The sequence below is a fragment of the Streptomyces sp. NPDC096040 genome (assembly GCF_040303265.1).
Classification (GTDB): domain Bacteria; phylum Actinomycetota; class Actinomycetes; order Streptomycetales; family Streptomycetaceae; genus Streptomyces.
The window spans coordinates 129,098-145,888 of sequence record NZ_JBEOTA010000015.1; the positions used below are offsets into that span (position 1 = coordinate 129,098).

General features: G+C 70.5%; 22 protein-coding genes, 1 tRNA gene and 2 pseudogenes. 9 read left to right on the top strand and 16 right to left on the bottom strand.

Annotated elements, in window-relative coordinates:
- Positions 1–60 precede the first annotated feature (60 nt).
- Positions 61–594 (bottom strand): MarR family winged helix-turn-helix transcriptional regulator, encoded by a 534-nt coding sequence (locus ABTY98_RS21985; RefSeq protein ID WP_352222615.1) that lies wholly within the window; start codon positions 592–594, stop codon positions 61–63.
- A gap of 194 nt (positions 595–788) precedes the next feature.
- Between ABTY98_RS21985 and ABTY98_RS21990 the strand changes: the two genes are divergently transcribed.
- Entirely contained in the window at positions 789–992 is a 204-nt protein-coding gene (locus ABTY98_RS21990) for a hypothetical protein (RefSeq protein ID WP_352222616.1), read from the top strand.
- Between the two features lie 89 nt (positions 993–1,081).
- Here ABTY98_RS21990 and ABTY98_RS21995 read toward each other — a convergent pair whose 3' ends face one another.
- On the bottom strand, positions 1,082–1,324 hold the full coding sequence (locus ABTY98_RS21995; protein ID WP_352222617.1) for a hypothetical protein: 243 nt from the start codon (positions 1,322–1,324) through the stop codon (positions 1,082–1,084).
- A 181-nt stretch (positions 1,325–1,505) separates the two neighbouring features.
- Between ABTY98_RS21995 and ABTY98_RS22000 the strand changes: the two genes are divergently transcribed.
- A complete protein-coding gene (locus ABTY98_RS22000; protein ID WP_352222618.1) occupies positions 1,506–1,676 on the top strand; it encodes a hypothetical protein in 171 nt (56 codons plus the stop codon).
- A gap of 162 nt (positions 1,677–1,838) precedes the next feature.
- Here ABTY98_RS22000 and ABTY98_RS22005 read toward each other — a convergent pair whose 3' ends face one another.
- From ABTY98_RS22005 to ABTY98_RS22040, 8 genes are all read right to left on the bottom strand, one after another.
- A complete protein-coding gene (locus ABTY98_RS22005) occupies positions 1,839–2,753 on the bottom strand; it encodes an RNA polymerase sigma factor SigF (RefSeq protein ID WP_352222619.1) in 915 nt (304 codons plus the stop codon).
- A gap of 447 nt (positions 2,754–3,200) precedes the next feature.
- Positions 3,201–4,112: an RNA polymerase sigma factor SigF gene (locus ABTY98_RS22010; protein ID WP_352222620.1), complete on the bottom strand. Its 912-nt coding sequence runs from the start codon at positions 4,110–4,112 to the stop codon at positions 3,201–3,203.
- 212 nt (positions 4,113–4,324) lie between these two features.
- Positions 4,325–4,618, bottom strand: a complete 294-nt coding sequence (locus tag ABTY98_RS22015; RefSeq protein ID WP_352222621.1) for a Dabb family protein — start codon at positions 4,616–4,618, stop codon at positions 4,325–4,327.
- A gap of 22 nt (positions 4,619–4,640) precedes the next feature.
- Positions 4,641–4,817, bottom strand: coding sequence for a hypothetical protein (locus ABTY98_RS22020; protein WP_352222622.1), 177 nt, complete (start codon positions 4,815–4,817; stop codon positions 4,641–4,643).
- Positions 4,818–5,048: 231 nt separating this feature from the next.
- A tRNA-Ser gene (locus ABTY98_RS22025) sits at positions 5,049–5,133 on the bottom strand.
- Between the two features lie 63 nt (positions 5,134–5,196).
- Positions 5,197–5,637: a tRNA adenosine(34) deaminase TadA gene (tadA, locus tag ABTY98_RS22030; protein ID WP_352222623.1), complete on the bottom strand. Its 441-nt coding sequence runs from the start codon at positions 5,635–5,637 to the stop codon at positions 5,197–5,199.
- 56 nt (positions 5,638–5,693) lie between these two features.
- On the bottom strand, positions 5,694–6,233 hold the full coding sequence (locus ABTY98_RS22035) for a tRNA adenosine deaminase-associated protein (protein WP_352222624.1): 540 nt from the start codon (positions 6,231–6,233) through the stop codon (positions 5,694–5,696).
- A 360-nt stretch (positions 6,234–6,593) separates the two neighbouring features.
- Complete coding sequence (locus tag ABTY98_RS22040; protein WP_352222711.1) at positions 6,594–6,791, bottom strand: hypothetical protein; 198 nt, start codon at positions 6,789–6,791, stop codon at positions 6,594–6,596.
- A gap of 115 nt (positions 6,792–6,906) precedes the next feature.
- Between ABTY98_RS22040 and upp the strand changes: the two genes are divergently transcribed.
- Positions 6,907–7,542, top strand: a complete 636-nt coding sequence (gene upp / locus ABTY98_RS22045; RefSeq protein WP_352222625.1) for a uracil phosphoribosyltransferase — start codon at positions 6,907–6,909, stop codon at positions 7,540–7,542.
- A gap of 308 nt (positions 7,543–7,850) precedes the next feature.
- Here the strand turns inward: upp and ABTY98_RS22050 are convergent, their stop codons facing one another.
- Together ABTY98_RS22050 and ABTY98_RS22055 are read right to left on the bottom strand one after the other, a co-directional pair.
- On the bottom strand, positions 7,851–8,504 hold the full coding sequence (locus ABTY98_RS22050; RefSeq protein ID WP_352222626.1) for a LytR C-terminal domain-containing protein: 654 nt from the start codon (positions 8,502–8,504) through the stop codon (positions 7,851–7,853).
- Positions 8,505–8,651: 147 nt separating this feature from the next.
- Positions 8,652–8,948: a type II toxin-antitoxin system VapB family antitoxin gene (locus ABTY98_RS22055; protein ID WP_003955420.1), complete on the bottom strand. Its 297-nt coding sequence runs from the start codon at positions 8,946–8,948 to the stop codon at positions 8,652–8,654.
- A gap of 270 nt (positions 8,949–9,218) precedes the next feature.
- Here ABTY98_RS22055 and ABTY98_RS42375 point away from each other — a divergent pair.
- A pseudogene (locus ABTY98_RS42375) lies at positions 9,219–9,395 on the top strand (helicase HerA-like domain-containing protein); the annotation flags it as partial.
- Positions 9,396–9,415: 20 nt separating this feature from the next.
- The gene (locus ABTY98_RS42380; protein WP_502994311.1) at positions 9,416–9,832 is read left to right on the top strand and encodes a helicase HerA-like domain-containing protein; all 417 of its coding nucleotides are present in this window, start codon (positions 9,416–9,418) and stop codon (positions 9,830–9,832) included.
- A 60-nt stretch (positions 9,833–9,892) separates the two neighbouring features.
- Here ABTY98_RS42380 and ABTY98_RS22065 read toward each other — a convergent pair whose 3' ends face one another.
- From ABTY98_RS22065 to ABTY98_RS22080, 4 genes and pseudogenes are all read right to left on the bottom strand, one after another.
- Positions 9,893–10,027: a hypothetical protein gene (locus ABTY98_RS22065; protein WP_352222628.1), complete on the bottom strand. Its 135-nt coding sequence runs from the start codon at positions 10,025–10,027 to the stop codon at positions 9,893–9,895.
- Between the two features lie 67 nt (positions 10,028–10,094).
- Entirely contained in the window at positions 10,095–10,436 is a 342-nt protein-coding gene (locus ABTY98_RS22070) for a hypothetical protein (protein ID WP_352222629.1), read from the bottom strand.
- Positions 10,437–10,530: 94 nt separating this feature from the next.
- Positions 10,531–11,205 carry an HdeD family acid-resistance protein gene (locus tag ABTY98_RS22075; protein WP_352222630.1) on the bottom strand — a complete coding sequence of 225 codons (675 nt, stop codon included), beginning with the start codon at positions 11,203–11,205 and terminating at the stop codon, positions 10,531–10,533.
- Positions 11,206–11,323: 118 nt separating this feature from the next.
- A pseudogene (locus ABTY98_RS22080) lies at positions 11,324–11,949 on the bottom strand (HhH-GPD-type base excision DNA repair protein).
- A gap of 353 nt (positions 11,950–12,302) precedes the next feature.
- Between ABTY98_RS22080 and ABTY98_RS22085 the strand changes: the two are divergent.
- The 4 genes from ABTY98_RS22085 (at position 12,303) to ABTY98_RS22100 (ending at position 16,755) form a co-directional block, all read left to right on the top strand.
- A complete protein-coding gene (locus ABTY98_RS22085; RefSeq protein WP_352222713.1) occupies positions 12,303–12,776 on the top strand; it encodes a cupin domain-containing protein in 474 nt (157 codons plus the stop codon).
- Positions 12,773–13,531: an SDR family NAD(P)-dependent oxidoreductase gene (locus ABTY98_RS22090; RefSeq protein WP_352222632.1), complete on the top strand. Its 759-nt coding sequence runs from the start codon at positions 12,773–12,775 to the stop codon at positions 13,529–13,531. Before ABTY98_RS22085 ends, ABTY98_RS22090 begins: the two co-directional genes overlap by 4 nt.
- 76 nt (positions 13,532–13,607) lie before the next feature.
- A complete protein-coding gene (locus ABTY98_RS22095) occupies positions 13,608–15,500 on the top strand; it encodes a copper resistance CopC/CopD family protein (RefSeq protein WP_502994303.1) in 1,893 nt (630 codons plus the stop codon).
- A 631-nt stretch (positions 15,501–16,131) separates the two neighbouring features.
- Complete coding sequence (locus ABTY98_RS22100) at positions 16,132–16,755, top strand: DUF6000 family protein (protein WP_352222633.1); 624 nt, start codon at positions 16,132–16,134, stop codon at positions 16,753–16,755.
- Positions 16,756–16,791 lie beyond the last annotated feature (36 nt).

The window sequence follows — 16,791 nt, forward strand, 5'->3', positions numbered from 1 at the left end:
TGGCATGGGCCCGCACACCGGCTGGTGTGGTCGTTGCCATGGGCTTCCTTTTCTAACGTCTTACGCGGGTGTACGGGTGGTCGGTTCGAGTACGGGGGTGGTGGGGGCGCGGGCGGCGGAGGCGACCGTGGCCGTGGCCGTCGCGGTCAGGCGGGGATGGGCGCTCCTGCAGTCACCGAAGCTGTCCCGGAGCCGGGTCATCAGCCGGATCAGCTGGTCGACCTCCTCGTCGCTCCAGTCGCTCAGCCGCTCGGTGAGCAGCTCGGTGCTGCGCCGGGACAGGTCCCGGAGAGTGGCCTCGCCCGCGGGGGTGAGGTGCACGATGCGGGAACGCTTGTCCGCCGGGTCGGGGGCCCGCTCGATCCAGCCGCGCTCGGCGACATGCGCCACGTGCCGGCTGGTCACGGACATGTCCACGGCGAGCAGCTCGGCGAGCTTGCTCATGCGCATGGATCCGTAGTGGCCGAGCAGCGTCAGCACGGCCGCGGAACCGGCCGGGCATTCGTGCGGCAGTATCCGCGCGAGGTCCCGCTTCACAGCTCCGACGGCGCTGAGCTGACGCGCCAGCTCCTCGAACTGCGCCTGCTCCGCCATCACACCTCCCGTATTCGTTGCTTGGGGCAACCATAGAACTGCTTGGTTGCCACAGGCAAATAAGTGGGTGGGGATGGAGATAAAAACTTGGCAAAAGCAAGTATTGCGAACGTAAACACCCAGGTGGGGCGGGCCGTCCTTCCGGGTGGCCCCCCACTTGGGCCACACCCAGGGATTCGCTAGTGTCTCGGGGCATGGCTAACACCCAGGGCCCCCAGGGCAACTACGACCCCGCCGGCAACACCCAGATGTTCCGCGCGTTCGTCGACGAGGCCCCGCAGACCTCCCAGCAGACGGCATCCACCTCCTCTTCCGGCGGCCCCCGCATCGGCCTGATCCTCGGCATCGTCGCCGTTGTGGTCGTGGTTGCGGCGGTGGCCTGGCTCGCGCTCAAGTAGTCACCCGGCGCGACGAAGAACCCGGGGTCTCGCGCCCCGGGCTTTCGTCGTGCCCTTATACGACTGGAAGTCGCCCGGGGCGCACTGGGTCAGCTCCAGTCGACCGCCACGACCCGGGTCTCGATATGCATGCCCAGGGGTACGCGCCAGTCGTCCACGCAGACCGTCCAGGTCTTGCTCGTACGGGAGGTGGGCGCGACCGGGACCGGCAGCGACTCCGTCGAGCTGATCGTCGCCCAGTCGATGCCCAGCAGGCCGATGATGTGCGTGCCGAGGGTGATCGTGCCGGAACGGACCGCCGTACCGCCCGAGTTGCGGAACTCGACCGTCACCTTCTCGCACCACCGCTTGTCCGTGGGCTCGCGGGTGGGGGCGCTCCAGGTCAGGGCGGCGGGCGAAGTGACGGGCGAAGTGGTCGTGGGCTCTGCTGAGTTCGGCGCCGGTGGGTCGGATCCCCGGGATCGCGAGGGCGACGGGGATGAGACCGCGGGGCCGGAAACGGAGTCGGCCGCCGTGGGGGGCCGGCCGCGTTCCGTGGAGGGCGATCCGGCTTTCGCCGAAGGCGACCCGTGTGCCGTCCCCGCCGAGGAGCCGTCCAGCGGAACCAGCGTCACCGATCCCGTCGCTCTCGACGGCATCCCCGGCCTCCCCGGTGAGGCGCCTGCCGCTCCCACCGCCGTATAGCCACCGCTGCCACCCCCTCCGCACGCCGTGAGTGCCGAGGCCAGGCAGACGGCGGCCGCCGACGCTGCCGTGACGGCGCCTCGGCGGCCACTCGGTGTCCTACGGAGAAGCATCGCGCCAGTGTGGCTGACACCCCGTCAGTAAGGAACCCTCGGAGCGCGTTCAGTCCGAGATCAGGCCCTCGCGGAGCTGGGCCAGGGTGCGGGTCAGCAGGCGGGAGACATGCATCTGGGAGATGCCGACCTCGTCGCCGATCTGGGACTGGGTCATGTTCGCGAAGAAGCGGAGCATGATGATCCGGCGCTCGCGGGGCGGGAGCTTGGCCAGCAGCGGCTTCAGCGACTCGCGGTACTCGACGCCCTCCAGGGCCGTGTCCTCGTAACCGAGGCGGTCGGCCAGCGAGCCCTCGCCGCCGTCGTCCTCGGGGGCCGGGGAGTCGAGGGAGGAGGCGGTGTAGGCGTTGCCGACGGCCAGGCCGTCGACCACGTCCTCCTCGGACACGCCCAGGACCGCGGCCAGTTCGGTGACCGTCGGGGAGCGGTCCAGCTTCTGGGAGAGCTCGTCGCTGGCCTTGGTGAGGGCCAGCCGCAGCTCCTGGAGGCGGCGCGGGACGCGGACCGACCAGGAGGTGTCGCGGAAGAACCGCTTGATCTCGCCCACGACCGTCGGCATCGCGAACGTCGGGAACTCCACGCCCCGTTCGCAGTCGAAGCGGTCGATCGCCTTGATCAGGCCGATGGTGCCGACCTGGACGATGTCCTCCATCGGCTCGTTGCGGCTGCGGAAGCGGGCCGCCGCGTAGCGCACGAGGGGGAGGTTGAGTTCGATCAGGGTGTCCCGGACGTAGGCACGCTCGGGGCTGTCCTCTTCGAGTGCGGCAAGGCGCAGGAACAGGGAGCGGGACAGGGTGCGGGTGTCGAGGCCCTCCGAGGTACCCGGGACTTCCGGGGTCGGAGGGGTCTCCAGCGCCGGGGCGCCGTCGATGCTGTCGAGCACGTCGATGGCGTCAAGCTCCTTGGGCGCTGCCTCGCTCTTCGTGAGCGTAAGCACCTTCGAGCTGCCCTGGTCTGCGGACATGCCACCCCCTTTGGGTCGCGGGACGGTCGCGGCGACGCCCCTCACGAGGAACGGCGCCTTCACCTGAATACCGGAGCCGGAGCCCCGGCAAACGCGCTTCCCGCAGAATGTCACATGTCGGCAACACGCTGTAGTGACATGTCGACATGGGAGATGTGAATCCGCCCTGGATGCAGGGGGTCTGACGCTATTTCGACCCCCAACTGTCGGGAAGTGCCCTGGTGAGCGATTCGCTCGCGAAGGTGATGGCTCGATCCTGCTTGCGGTTATGGCCGCGCAAAGTCATCCGGGGCGTGTCTCGGACCGGTAACGGGTCCTGCCGCGGGCGCTGCGCCGGCGCGTGCGGCAGGCCTTGCTACGGCGCATGCGACACCGCATGCGACACCGCATGCGACGGCGCGTGCGGCAGGCCTCGCGGAGGCGCCCGCGGTGCGGCTCGCGCCCGGGTCAGGCCTCGATGCGGTTCGCCGAGCGCAGCCGCTGGAAGCTGCGGGCCAGGAGGCGGGAGACATGCATCTGGGAGACGCCCAGTTCCGCGCTGATCTGCGACTGGGTGAGGTTGCTGTAGTAGCGCAGGAGGAGGATCCGCTGCTCGCGCTCGGGGAGTTGGACCAGCAGATGACGGACCAGGTCGCGGTGTTCCACACCGTCCAGGGCGGGGTCCTCGTAGCCGATGCGGTCCAGCAGGCCCGGCAGGCCGTCGCCCTCCTGGGCGGCCTCCAGGGAGGTCGCGTGGTACGACCGGCCGGCCTCGATGCAGGACAGCACCTCCTCCTCACTGATCCGCAGCCGTTCGGCGATCTCGGCGGTGGAGGGAGAGCGCCCGAAGGCGGTGGTCAGGTCCTCGGTCGCGCTGTTGACCTGGACCCACAGCTCGTGCAGCCGGCGCGGGACGTGCACGGTGCGCACGTTGTCCCGGAAGTAGCGCTTGATCTCGCCGACGACGGTCGGCATCGCGAAGGTCGGGAACTGCACGCCCCGGTCCGGGTCGAAGCGGTCGATGGCGTTGATCAGGCCGATGGTGCCGACCTGGACGACGTCCTCCATCGGCTCGTTGCGGGAGCGGAAGCGGGCGGCCGCATAGCGCACGAGCGGGAGGTTCGCCTCGATGAGCGCCGCCCGCACCCGGTTGTGCTCCGGGGTGCCCGGCTTGAGCTCCTTGAGCTGACCGAAGAGCACCTGGGTCAGCGCCCGGGTGTCGGCGCCCCGCCGCTTCTCCGGGGTCGGGGCGGGCGCCTGGGCGGGGGTCTGGGTGGGGGGCTCGGCAGGGGTTTCGGCAGGGGTTTCGGCAGGGGTTTCGGCAGAGGGGTGAGTAGGGGCGGGCGCCTCTTCCTGGGGCGGCGCAGAACTGGCCGACACGTTCAACGCCACCTCTTCATCGGTCAATCATCCGTCAAAAGCGGTCATAGCATCACAAGACATGTGCATCGTGCGCAAGCACCGCATAACGCCGTGTTGAGGGTGAAAGTCGGCAACTTTGGGCATAACACGCAGAAAGGCCCCCCGCCGTTCCCGGCGGAGGGCCTGTCTCCAGAAGGTGTCGTACGGCTCTCCGGAAGGCGCCGTATGGCTCAGAACTCGTAGTCGGCGATCACCCACGTGGCGAACTCCCGCCACTGCGCGGCGGCCGCCTGGTGGGCCGGGTGCTCCAGGTACCGCTTCAGTGCGTCCCCGTCCTCGACGGCCGAGTTGATCGCGAAGTCGTGGGCGATGGGGCGCTCGGTGATGTTCCAGCCGCACTCCCAGAAGCGCAGGTCGTCGATCTGGTCACCGAGCGCGGCGAAGGCCTCGGCGCCCGCGACGGCTCGTGGATCGTCGCGCTCGACGCCCTCGTTGAGTTTGAAGAGGACCAGGTGGCGGATCATGGATGCTCCCGGGGGTGGTGCGCTATTTGGCTCCGTTGGCGAGCCAGGTCATGAACGATCCGATGGCCTTGGCCGCGTCCGAAATGCCCTCGAAGCCTATCTGGACGTAATCGGCCGCTTTGGCCGGGTCTGTGATGATCACGTAGAGCGCGAAGACCACGAGCACGTACGTGGCGATCTTCTTGGCATTCACCGCCACCGCGGCCTCCCCTGTGCCTGCCTCTGCCGGCGTGTCTGCGTAGCCTGTGGACCCTGCTGCCGGCCGCGAGTGTAACCTTCACGCCCCCCTCGGGGGCCAACGGCCCGCTGGTCGAGGCCCGTTGCCGGGTCGCGGGGCGCGGCCGGGGGCGCGCGAGGGAGATATGCGAGGGGGATGCGCCCCGCAGTGGACGCAGAAAGGGCCCCGTCTTTCGACGGGACCCTTTTCCAGCGGTAGCGGAGGGATTTGAACCCTCGGTGACTTGCGCCACACTCGCTTTCGAGGCGAGCTCCTTCGGCCGCTCGGACACGCTACCGAGGGAGACCTTACAGCACGGGGGGCCGTGCCCTGAAATCGGTATTCGGGGCCCGGGCAGGCCTCAGCGGTCACGGAAGAATTCCGTGAGCAGCCGCGCGGATTCCTCGGCCAGGACGCCCTCGACGACCTCGGGGCGGTGATTCAGGCGCCGGTCGCGTACGACGTCCCAGAGCGAGCCGGCGGCGCCGGCCTTCTCGTCGCGGGCGCCGTAGACGAGCCGGTCCACACGGGACTGGACCAGGGCGCCCGCACACATGGTGCAGGGCTCCAGCGTGACCACGAGGGTGCAGCCGGTGAGCCGCCACTCCCCGAGCGCCGCGGCGGCCCGGCGCAGGGCGAGGACCTCGGCGTGCGCGGTGGGATCGCCGGTGGCCTCGCGTTCGTTGTGCCCGGCCGCGAGGACCGTCCTACCGTCCGGGCCGTCCGGGGACAGCACGACGGCGCCGACGGGGACGTCCCCGCCCCGGACGGCCTGTCCGGCCTCGTCCAGGGCGAGCCGCATCGCGGCCCGCCAGCGGTCGCGTACCGGGTCGGCGGACCCGGTTGCCTCGTGGAAGGTCAGCGGACGGTCTCCAGGACCTCGGCGGCGCCCAGAGCCTCGGCGATCTCGTTGAGCGCGTCGTCGCTGAGTGCCAGCAGCTCCTTCGCGCTCACGCCCAGGTCGTCGAGGATCCTGTTGTCGCCGACCGGGCCGGACGGCATGGCGGACATGTCCGTGTCCGTGTCCGTGTCCTCGTCGTCCTCGGCCTCCGGCTCACCGTCCTCGGTGCCGTCGAGGTCGAGGGCGTCCAGGTCGTCGTCTACGTCCTTGGGCTCCCTTCCGAGCAGTTCGTCGGTGAGCAGGAGCTCGCCGTACGAGCTGCGGGCGGCGGCGGCTGCGTTGGAGACGAAGACCCGAGGGTCCTCCTCGCCGTCGACGCGCACGACGCCGAACCAAGCGTCTTCCTGCTCGATGAAGACGAGCACCGTGTCGTCGACGTCGGACGCCGATTCCCGGGCCAGGTCGGCCAGGTCCGACAGGGTCTCCACATCGTCGAGCTCTGTGTCGCTCGCTTCCCACCCGTCTTCGGTGCGCGCGAGCAGTGCGGCGAAGTACACCGTGACTCTCCCACTGGTCTTAGGCGTGCCGGTTGGGGGTCCCCCCGGCGGAGGTTTTGGGCGGGAGAGCTGTGCTCCGAGTCCCACCCACTCGGAATCGTGGCAGAAACAAGGCGTTCAGGGGACGTCTTCGGCTCCCTGTGTCTGGCAGTTTTGATCGCACGTATGCAAAGAAGCTTCCAGGTGCCCGCGTACGGAATCACCAGCGCACTCGTTGCCGCCACCTGCGGATCGTACGCGGGATTTCTCGCGGTCCACGCACGGCCTTCCCCATGACGGACCGCAACGCGCCACAAGCAGTGGATCCCTGCCGAAGGATCGGCTTTACGACTCTTACCGTTCTTACGGTTTTACCGACTGCTACCAGCGGAACGTCCGCATACGCATGGCGTGCCGCAGTCGGGCCGTCTTGACGCGGCGGGGCTGGACCCGGTCGCGCAGCGCCCTGGCCTCGGCGAGGTCGCGCAGGAACCGGGCCCGGCGGCGGCGCCGCTCGGCCTCCGTCTCGCCCTCGGGCGCGCCGTAGGCGCGGTCGGGCTGCTCAGGCAGGTCAGGCAGATCAGACACGGTTACACCACCCCAGTCCGGTCACTCCCACTTTCCCCCGGACGGGGGGTTTGATGCCAGCGCGGGCCAGCGCGAGGTGTACGCGGACGCGGTTACTGTTATCGGCATGCGTCTCCACGTCGTCGACCACCCCCTGGTCGCCCACAAGCTCACCACCCTGCGCGACCAGCGCACCGACTCCGCGACGTTCCGTCGGCTCGCCGACGAACTGGTCACTCTGCTCGCCTACGAGGCGACGAGGGACGTACGGACCGAGGCCGTCGACGTCCAGACCCCGGTCTCGCCCACGACCGGCGTCAAGCTCGCCCGTCCCCGCCCGCTGGTCGTGCCGATCCTGCGGGCCGGGCTCGGCATGCTGGACGGCATGGTCCGGCTGCTGCCGACCGCCGAGGTGGGCTTCCTGGGCATGATCCGCAACGAGGAGACGCTCCAGGCGTCCACGTACGCCTCACGGATGCCGGAGGACCTCTCCGGGCGTCAGGTGTACGTCCTGGACCCGATGCTGGCCACGGGCGGCACGCTGGTCGCGGCGATCCGTGAGCTCATCAAGAGGGGCGCGGACGATGTGACGGCGGTGGTCCTGCTGGCCGCGCCGGAGGGCGTCGAACTCATGGAACGGGAACTGGCGGGAACGCCGGTCACCGTCGTGACGGCGGCGGTCGACGACCACCTCAACGAACACGGCTACATCGTGCCGGGGCTGGGCGACGCGGGCGACCGCCTGTACGGGGCGGCGGAGTAGGGACCGTTCGCTTCGGCGCTGTAGGGGTGCGGGCGGGTCCGTAGGGCTGGTCCCGCCCACGCGGCGGAGCCGCAGATTGACACGGCCGCGCGGCGCGTTGGGTTGGCTGTCCCCGGATGGTGTTCCGTCTGCCGGCTGCTCCGACCTCCGCAGTGGCGATCGGCCGGGTCGGCGGTGTTCGGCGGTGCCGGATCGTGCTGCGGGATCGTCGTGGCTGGTCCCGCCCACGCGGCGGAGCCGCGGATCGACACGGCCGCGCGTCGCGGCTGTCCTGGGCGGCGTTCGGCCGCCACGGCGGTTCTGGGCTCTCAGCAGCTCTTCTTCGAAGTCGATGCCGTGGGCTTGGGGTTCGAGAGGGCTGTGATGGCCTTCGCGGCGGTCGCCTGGGGCGTCAGGGTCTTGAACGTGTCGCCCAGGATCAGGTCCACGGCGGCGCCCTTGCGGCCCGCCTCCGTGCGCTGGTCCGGTGCCGTGAGCTGCGTGGCCAGTACCGGCAGGGACGTGTGCAGGGCCGAGGCCGGGCCGAGCAGTATCGCCGTGCCCTTGACCTTCGCGTCGAACTTGGCCGGCGCGTTGCCGACGTCGCCGATCCTGAAGCCGCGCTTCTTGAGTTCGTCCGCGGTGTCCTTGGCCAGGCCAGTGCGGGTCGTGGCGTTGTAGACGTTCACCGTGATCTGGGCGGGCTTCGGCAGCGCCGCCGCCGACGCACCGGACGCCGGCCCCGTGCTCGCGGCGGCCTGCTTGACGCACGCCGTGGCACCGGCCGCCGCTGCCTTCTTGTCGCCGCCCGTGAAGACGTCGATGAGCTGCAGGGTGCCCCAGCCGACCAGGCCGAGTGCGGTGACGGACGCGACCATGGAGAGGACGAGCCGGGCACGCCGCCGGCGCGGGCGCATGCGAGGGTATTTGTCCCCTGTGATCCGGTACTGGCCGCCCATGCCGGGGGGAGTCAGCATGCTCATGTGCGCAGCGTAGTGGTCCGCGGGTGCGTTGACTAATAGATGATCATCCGACGTCGCACGGTCCAACCCGAAAGGGGCAACGGGCGCGGAACGGCGGGTGGCGAGCGGGTGTCTGCCGACGCGGTCGTGTCGGCCGAGCCAGTCGCGTCAGCCGAGTTCGAGCACGCGCGCGTGCAGCACCTGACGCTGCTGGAGGGCGGCGCGGACCGCGCGGTGCAGCCCGTCCTCCAGGTACAGGTCGCCCTGCCACTTCACGACATGCGCGAAGAGGTCGCCGTAGAACGTCGAGTCCTCGGCGAGGAGGGTCTCCAGGTCGAGCTGCCCCTTGGTCGTCACGAGCTGATCGAGGCGGACCGGGCGCGGTGCGACGTCCGCCCACTGCCGGGTGCTCTCCCGGCCGTGGTCGGGGTACGGCCGGCCGTTTCCGATGCGCTTGAAGATCACACGGAAAGCCTACCGGTCCAGACGTTCCGGGCGCAGCCATGGAGACCGAGTGCGACGCTGGAAAAGACACCGTAAAGGTCATCAAAAAGGCAAAACGGAACAGGGGGTCCGATGACGAGTGCCGGTGAAACCGCCGCAACCGGTGACCCGCGCCCGGCCGTCGCCGCGATCGCCTCCGGGTACGCCTTCACCGGTCAGGCCCTGGACCTCTGTGCCCTCCTCTGGGACGGGCGGTGCCACCCCGACGCGCCGATCCGCATCCCGCTCCCCATGCTCAACCGGCACGGCCTGGTCGCCGGCGCCACCGGTACCGGCAAGACCAAGACGCTCCAGCTGATCGCCGAGCAGCTCTCGGCGCAGGGCGTCCCGGTGTTCCTGGCGGACGTCGAGGGCGACCTGTCCGGCATCGCCCGCCCGGGGCAGATGGACGAGAGGGTCCAGGGCCGGACGGGTGACGTCGGGCAGGACTGGACCGCGACCGGCTTCCCCACCGAGTTCTTCGCGCTTGGCCTCGGCACCGGCGAGGCCGTGGTCACCGTGCTCAGCGAGAGGGGCGCCCCGACGCCGGTCGCTGCGACCCGGTTGCGGGCCCCGAGTCCCTGATGGGGCCGGTCGACGTGGTGGAGCTGGACGCGGCGGTGCGGGAGTCCGCGCTCTACGGACGTTATGCACAGGCTGTGGACCGGGAGTCGGCGTACGAGAAGCTCCAGTGGACCCCGGCCGCCGAGCCGAAGGCCGCTCCCCGGGCGCCGAGAGAAGAGCCGTCGCTGGCCGAACAGGTGGTCGGCGGTGGGATGTTCAGGTCCCTCGCCCGTTCGGTGGGCACCCAGCTCGGCAGGGAGATCACCCGGTCGCTGTTCGGTACGGCGCGCAGACGCAGGTGAGACCGGTGAGCCGGGTGAGCCGGGCGCCCCGCACGGGCGGCCCGGCTCCGTCCTGAGGGATCAACCGCGCTTCTGCTCCTGCGGCCGCGGCCTCGGCGGCTCCGCCACCTTCGCCTCCGCCTCAGGCTTCGGCGCGCTGCGGACGGCCTCCGCGCGCAGCAGGGCGCGCAGGACCGCGTACGGGTCTGAGGACATGACTGTGTTCCTTGTTCCTTGCGTAGTGCTGACTGACCTCGGGGGAGTGCGGGACCGGTCGGTCGGGTCAGCAGCGCAGGACCACGGTGCGCAGCAGAGGCGCGGCGTGCGGCGGACGCGGTGTCGTCGGGTACGGGCGGTGACGGTCCGCCGGGTCGGTGGGCGCCGCGTCGGGGAGCGGCGCGGGGCGCTGGGGTACGTCGACGCGGTGGACGGCGCGGGCGGGAAGTCGTAGCGGAGTGTCGAGGACGTCGTACTCGGCCGTCTCGGCGGAGGCGGCCGGCGTGGTCGCCGTGAGGGCCTCGGCCGCCGTCGGGGCGCCGGTCAGCAGCAGGGCGAGCAGCAGTACGAGCGCCCGCAGCCAGGTGTGTCCTGGCTGCGGGCGACCGAAGGGGGTACCGCTGCTCATGGCGGTCATCTCCCCACGCAACGGACGGTGTTCATCGCGCCGGGCGCGAGATCCGCTCGCTCGGCGTACCGATGAGGCGCGGGGTTGACGTTGTTCACACGACCTGCGGGATGTGCTTGGCCCGGCTGTGGATGCCGAACGAGGAGATGATCTCGACGATGCCTACGACGACCAGCCAGATACCGGCGACCAGGGTCAGTACGGCGACCGACCGGAACGGCGAGACGATCAGCACGACGCCGGCGATGAAGGTGACGATCCCGAGGAAGATCATCCAGCCGCGGGCCGGCGTCCCGGGGTCGTGCATGGCGGCGATGGTCTGGGTGATCCCGCGGATCAGCCAGCCGATCCCGATCCACAGGGCGAGCAGCAGGATCGACTCCAGCGGGCCGCGGAAGCAGAACAGGCCCAGCAGGATCGACAGCGCGCCGCTGATGAAGGCCAGCACACGCAGCGAGGTCGTCCTGTGCGTGCCGAAGGCGGCGGCCAGCTGGAAGATGCCGCTGATCACCAGGTAGATACCGAAGAGCACACCGGCGGCGAGCAACGAGGCGCCCGGCCAGACGAGGACCAGGACGCCGAGGATCAGGGAGGCGATCCCGGTGGCCAGTACGGTCTGCCAGGCGACCCTTGAAAGGGCGTGCAGGGGGCCCTCGAAGGGCGGTTCGGGCGCATGCCGAAAGGCGGAGGCGGAAGCCGAGGTGGAGGCCGAGGCGGAGTGAGCCGCGCGGTCGTCGTCGGCGGGGCCGGTGCTGGGAGGCTCGGTCATGCCTCCAGCTGAAACCGACGGGGGCGGCCCTGCCAGCAGGGAGAGGCCGATCGGGTGAATGGGGAGGGGCGCCCCGGCCGGCTACTTCCCTCGGCTACTTCTCCCCGGCTTCCCTCGGCTACTTCTCCCCGGCCTTCGCCGCCTTCGCGGCCGCCTTCATCTCCTGCTTGTGAGCCCGCACCGCACCTTCGCCAGCGACTCCGGCCCCGTGATGTCGGCCACGGACCGGAACGACTCCGCCTCCCCGTACGCCCCCGCGGCCTCCCGCCAGCCCTTCGGCCGTACCCCCAGCTGCTTGCCCAGCAGCGCCAGGAAGATCTGCGCCTTCTGCTTCCCGAACCCGGGCAGTTCCTGGAGCCGCTTCAGCAGTTCCGCGCCACTGTCGACGTCGCGCCAGATGCGCTCGGGGTCACCGTCGTAGTGCTCGACGAGGTACTGGCACAGCTGCTGGATCCGCTTGGCCATGGAGCCGGGGTAGCGGTGCACCGCGGGCTTCTCGGAGAGCAGCGCGGCGAACGCCTCCGGGTCCTGGGCGGCGATCTCGTGCGCGTCCAGTTCGTCCGTGCCCATGCGCTGGGCGATGGTCGCCGGCCCCTTGAAGGCCCACTCCATCGGGACCTGCTGGTCGAGCAGCATGCCGATGAGCGCGGCGAGCCTGCTGCGGCTGAGGAGTTCGTCGGCCGCGGGGTCCTGGGCGAGATGCAGAGTCGTGGCGTTGGCGTTGGCCTTGGCGTGCGCGTCCATGGCTCGATGATCCCGCGCCCGCACCCGCCCCGCGCGCCCGCGGTGACACGGCCTGCGCCGCCTGGCCTTAGGCAGGGGGACACGGGGTGACCGTCAAGATGTATGGAGACGCCTGGGGTATCCCGCACCAGATATGGCGAGACGTTGCTTCGCGCTCCTCCAGACGTACGAACCGGAGGCCTACCGCGTGCTCCGCCTTCGCGGAGTTCGCCGTGCACACCCTCGACCGGCCTGACAGGACTTCGCACCCGGCCCTGCGGTCGTACTCCCCGAAGTCGACCTCCCCGACGTCCACCTGCCCGAAAAGCGCGCCCAACTGGCATTCCCCACCCGGACGGTAGCCTTCCCGGATGCTGACCCCCGATGACCTGATCGCCCACTACGACCTGGAGCCGATCCCCCGCGAGGGCGGCCTGTTCCGGCAGACCTGGGCGGGTCCCGAACGACCCGACGGCCGCCCCGAGGGCACCGCGATCGTCGCTCTCCTCACCGCCGACGACTTCTCGGCCCTGCACCGCCTCCCCACCGACGAGATCTGGCACCACTACCTCGGCGACCCCCTGAACCTCCTGCTCCTCGCCCCCGACGGCACCACCCGCACGCCCGTCCTCGGCCCGGACCTCCTAGGCGGCCAGCAGATCCAGCTCACCGTCCCGGCGGGCACCTGGATGGGCGCCCGGGTGGCACCTCCCGGCGCCTGGACCCTGTTCGGCTGCACCATGGCCCCCGGATTCACCTTCGAGGGCTACGAACACGGCAACGCGGCCCACCTCACGGCGCGTTACCCGTCCGAAGCCGCCCGCATCACGGAACTCTGCCGTCCATGACCCACCTGCTGGACGGACAGATCGCCCTGGTCACGGGCGCGAGCGGCGGCATCGGCCGGGCCGTCGCGCTACACCTCGCGGAGGAGGGCGCGGCGGTGGCTGTGCACTGCCGTACGGCCGTCGCGGCGGCGCAGGAGGTCGCCTCGGCCATCGGCGACCGAGCGGTCGTCGTACAGGGCGACCTGACCGACGAGGCGGCCTGCCACCGGATCGTCCGGGAGGCCGCGGAGTGGGGCGGCGGCCGGCTGACCGCGCTCGTCAACAACGCGGCCGTACAACCCGTACAGCCCCTGCCCGGCATGACCGCGGCCGACTGGCGCGCGGTCGTCGACACCGACCTCGGCAGCGTCTTCGCCTGCACCCAGGCCGCCGCCGAGATCATGCGCGACCAGCCCGACGGCGGCACGATCACCCACATCGCCTCCATCGAGGCGACCCACCCGGCCCCCGGCCACGCCCACTACAGCACGGCGAAGGCGGCGGTGGTGATGCACGCGAGAGCGGCGGCCCTGGAGTACGGCCGCTTCGGCATCCGCGTCAACACGGTCTCCCCCGGCCTGATCGACCGGGAGGGCCTGGCGGACGCCTGGCCGGACGGGGTGCGCAGATGGCAGGAGGCGGTACCGACGGGCCGCCTGGGCCACCCGGAGGACGTGGCGAACGCGGTGGTCTTCCTGGCCTCCTCGCTGGCCTCGTGGATCACCGGCCACGACTTGGTGGTGGACGGCGGGGTGTCCGCCCGGCCGACGTGGTGACTTCTCAACGCCCAAGCCCCCACGCACCCCAGACCCGATGAGCGCTACACGCCCCCCATCCGTATGACCTATACCTATGAACGCGTGCTTCCGAACTCAGGACGGTGACGTGAGCGAAGAACACGACCGGCGGTGCACGACAACCCGCTGCAAAGCGGCTCTCCGCTCGCTCGCCCTGCTCGGCACCCTCCTCACCGCCCTCCTCCTCGCGTCGGCCGCCCCTGCCTCCGCGCACGCGACACTGCGCGGCAGCGACCCCGCCGACGGCGCCGTACTGAAGTCGTCGCCGCCGTCCGTCACCCTGACCTTCAGCGAGTCCGTCGGCCTGCTCGACGACTCGTTCCGGGTGTACGACCCCACCAACCACCGGGTGACCACCGGCGACCCCGAACACGGCCCCGCCGGCTCGGACACCGCCCGGATCACCTTCCCGAAGAAGCTCGGCACCGGCACGTTCACGGTGGCGTGGCGGGTCGTGTCGGCGGACAGCCACCCCGTCTCCGGTGCCCTCACCTTCTCCGTGGGCAAACCGTCGGCGACCACGGCGGCGATTCCCACCGGCCCGGTCGAGAACCCGGCCACCGGCAGCCTCTACAACATCGGCCGCTACGTCGCCTACCTCGCCGTGGCACTGCTGATAGGCAGCGTCGCCTTCATAGCCCTGTGCCGCCCCCCGGACCCGGCCCCCCTCCGCAGACCGATCCGGGTGGCCTGGTGGACCCTCCTGGCCGCCACCCTCTTCCTCCTCGTCCTCCGCTCCCCCTACGAGGAGGGCACCTCCCCGACGAAGGCCCTCGACCTCTCCGCGCTCGCCAGAACCGCGACGGGCCGCCCCGGCCTGGCCCTGCTGGCCAGGATCGTCCTCCTGGCGATCACGGCAGGCCTCTACTCCTTCGTCCTCCGCGAGCGCGAGAAGGGGCGCGGGCCGTCCCGCCCACTCCTCACCACGGCCGCCGGCCTCTCCGTAGCCCTGGCGCTGACCTGGGCGACGGCGGAACACGCCTCGGCCGGCCTCCAGGTACCCCTGGCGATGACGTCCTCGGTGCTGCACCTCCTGGCGATGGCGCTCTGGCTGGGCGGCCTCACCGCACTCCTCACCACCCTCCACCCGACCGCCGCCACCCCCCTCCCCGCCGCCGTCGTCACCCGCTTCTCCCGGGTGGCCTTCGCCTCGGTGACGGTCCTCGTGGTCACCGGCGTGTACCAGTCCTGGCGCGGCCTGGGCTCCTGGCAGGCGCTCACCGAGACGACGTACGGCCGTCTCCTGCTCGTCAAACTCATCGCCGTGACCCTGCTGCTGGCGGCTGCCTCCCAGTCCCGCCGCTTGACGGCGAGGATGGCCACCTCCGTGACCCCGGCCGCGGCCACGGAGGCGGCCACGGAGGCGGCCCGTGACCGCGTCCCGCAGACGGTCGGCGCGCCGCCTCCGGAGGCCCCACCTACGTCGGAGGAGCCGACCCCCACGCCCAACCACCACCAGGCCCTGCGCCGCTCGGTCCTCGCCGAAGTCGCCGGCGGCGTCGCCGTCCTGGTCGTCACCACGATCCTGACCGGCACGCTGCCCGGCCGCGCGGCCGCCGAGGCGGCCGAGTCGGGGACGGAAACGGCCTCGGCCGGCGGCCTCCCGGCGGCCTCCGTCTCGACGGTCCCGTTCGACGTGGGCACGCCGAACGGCCACGGCAAGGTACAGATCACCCTGGACCCCGGCCGGGTCGGCGCCAACTCCGTGCAGGCGGTCGTCCTCGGCCCCGACGGCGGCATCTCCGCCGTGCCCGAACTCCGCCTCTCCTTCACCCTCACCGCCCAGAAGATCGGCCCCCTCCCCGCCGACCTCACCGACCAGGGCGGCTATTGGGCGACCAACTCCGTCAACCTCCCGATCGCGGGCGAGTGGACGATGAAGCTGACGGTACGGGTGTCGGACCTGGACCAGGTGACGGTGGCGAAGAAGATACGGATCACCGGTTAGCCCAGAACTGAGACCAGGGCGCCGGGTCATACCTCCTGCCCAGTCCCACGCGATCACCTTCCGGTCGCCGCGCCCCGGTCCATGACCGGCGATCGTGGTGGCGGCTCGTCGCGGCGCGCCTTGGATGCGGGAGAGGGTGAAGGCCCGTTCGTCCTCGGGCAGGCGGCACCAGGCATACAGATGGGGCGGGTCGAGATCGAGGCTGCCGTCGACGACGCTCACCTCGACTTCGCTGACGAGGATCCGGGTGTCCTTGAGCTCCTCCGGGACGAAGAGCTGGGTGAAGCACTCCAGGCGCAGCGCACTGCAACCACGCACGTCGAAGGGCCCCACCGCGAACGGTGGGGCCCCTCGACATCGTGCCCGGTGAGGCACTGGCGGAGGATACGAGATTCGAACTCGTGAGGGGTTGCCCCCAACACGCTTTCCAACTGTGGTGGTGGGGTGGTGGCGCTCGTACGGGGGCGTTCACCTGCGTTCATGGGCGGCTGGCCGCCGGTGCGGGGACGGCTCCGGGTCTCGCCTGAACGTCCGTGAACGGGGCTGAATGAGACGGAAACTGAGACGGCTGGGCACGCAGGGCAGAGGCGCACACCTGGTCTGACAGCTTCGTCCGTACGAGGATGCTGCCATGCGCCGCAGCGACGAAGAGGACGAGCCACTTAAGTTGATCCGCCGCTACGTCACGCCCGACCGGCGGTACCTGAAACTTGGCGGCAGCCTTCTCGGGTTGGATGGGCGCGACCGAGCCAAGTTCCTGCGGAAGCTGGGCCAGGCGGCCGGAGAGATCAGTCCTCGGGAACTGGGCATGCTGCTCGACCGAGGGTGGCGGGAGCGTAAAACGGCAGCCTGGTTCATCGCCGTTGCCGGCAGATCCGAGTTCCGGGACCGTCTCGGCGAACTCCTGCTCGCCAGTGAAGGGCCCTATGCGGGGCAGGCGTACTGTGTCGCTCTGGCCACCTTCGGCACCTCCGATGACGCCGACATCTTGGTCGCTTACCTCGACCGCTACCTGCCTCGCCCTGACCTCTACTACGACCAGACAGCCGCCCTCGGCGCGCTCTTGTTGGTCGACGCCGAGCTCGGTGCTGACCACGCGGCCCGGCTTCTTGCTCCTGATGGGCTCTGGCAGCAGTGGATCGACGGGCCGCCTAGCAAGGACCGAGAAGTCCCCGACAGCTACCGAGAATTCATCGGCCAGCTCTGCGCTTTCGCTGATGAGGCTGCCAAGCACTGCCCCGACAGGCTGACATGAGCCCCTCGCCGAGGATGGTCACCACCATCGCCCAGC

Excerpts from the sequence above, each read along its gene's own strand:
- ABTY98_RS21985 (WP_352222615.1), bottom strand. The coding sequence starts at position 594 with ATGGCGGAGCAGGCGCAGTTCGAGGAGCTGGCGCGTCAGCTCAGCGCC.
- ABTY98_RS21990 (WP_352222616.1), top strand. The coding sequence starts at position 789 with ATGGCTAACACCCAGGGCCCCCAGGGCAACTACGACCCCGCCGGCAAC.
- ABTY98_RS22005 (WP_352222619.1), bottom strand. The coding sequence starts at position 2,753 with ATGTCCGCAGACCAGGGCAGCTCGAAGGTGCTTACGCTCACGAAGAGC.
- ABTY98_RS22015 (WP_352222621.1), bottom strand. The coding sequence starts at position 4,618 with ATGATCCGCCACCTGGTCCTCTTCAAACTCAACGAGGGCGTCGAGCGC.
- tadA (WP_352222623.1), bottom strand. The coding sequence starts at position 5,637 with ATGCGGCTCGCCCTGGACGAGGCCGGACAGGCCGTCCGGGGCGGGGAC.
- upp (WP_352222625.1), top strand. The coding sequence starts at position 6,907 with ATGCGTCTCCACGTCGTCGACCACCCCCTGGTCGCCCACAAGCTCACC.
- ABTY98_RS22050 (WP_352222626.1), bottom strand. The coding sequence starts at position 8,504 with ATGAGCATGCTGACTCCCCCCGGCATGGGCGGCCAGTACCGGATCACA.
- ABTY98_RS22065 (WP_352222628.1), bottom strand. The coding sequence starts at position 10,027 with ATGTCCTCAGACCCGTACGCGGTCCTGCGCGCCCTGCTGCGCGCGGAG.
- ABTY98_RS22070 (WP_352222629.1), bottom strand. The coding sequence starts at position 10,436 with ATGAGCAGCGGTACCCCCTTCGGTCGCCCGCAGCCAGGACACACCTGG.
- ABTY98_RS22075 (WP_352222630.1), bottom strand. The coding sequence starts at position 11,205 with ATGACCGAGCCTCCCAGCACCGGCCCCGCCGACGACGACCGCGCGGCT.
- ABTY98_RS22090 (WP_352222632.1), top strand. The coding sequence starts at position 12,773 with ATGACCCACCTGCTGGACGGACAGATCGCCCTGGTCACGGGCGCGAGC.
- ABTY98_RS22095 (WP_502994303.1), top strand. The coding sequence starts at position 13,608 with ATGAACGCGTGCTTCCGAACTCAGGACGGTGACGTGAGCGAAGAACAC.
- ABTY98_RS22100 (WP_352222633.1), top strand. The coding sequence starts at position 16,132 with ATGCGCCGCAGCGACGAAGAGGACGAGCCACTTAAGTTGATCCGCCGC.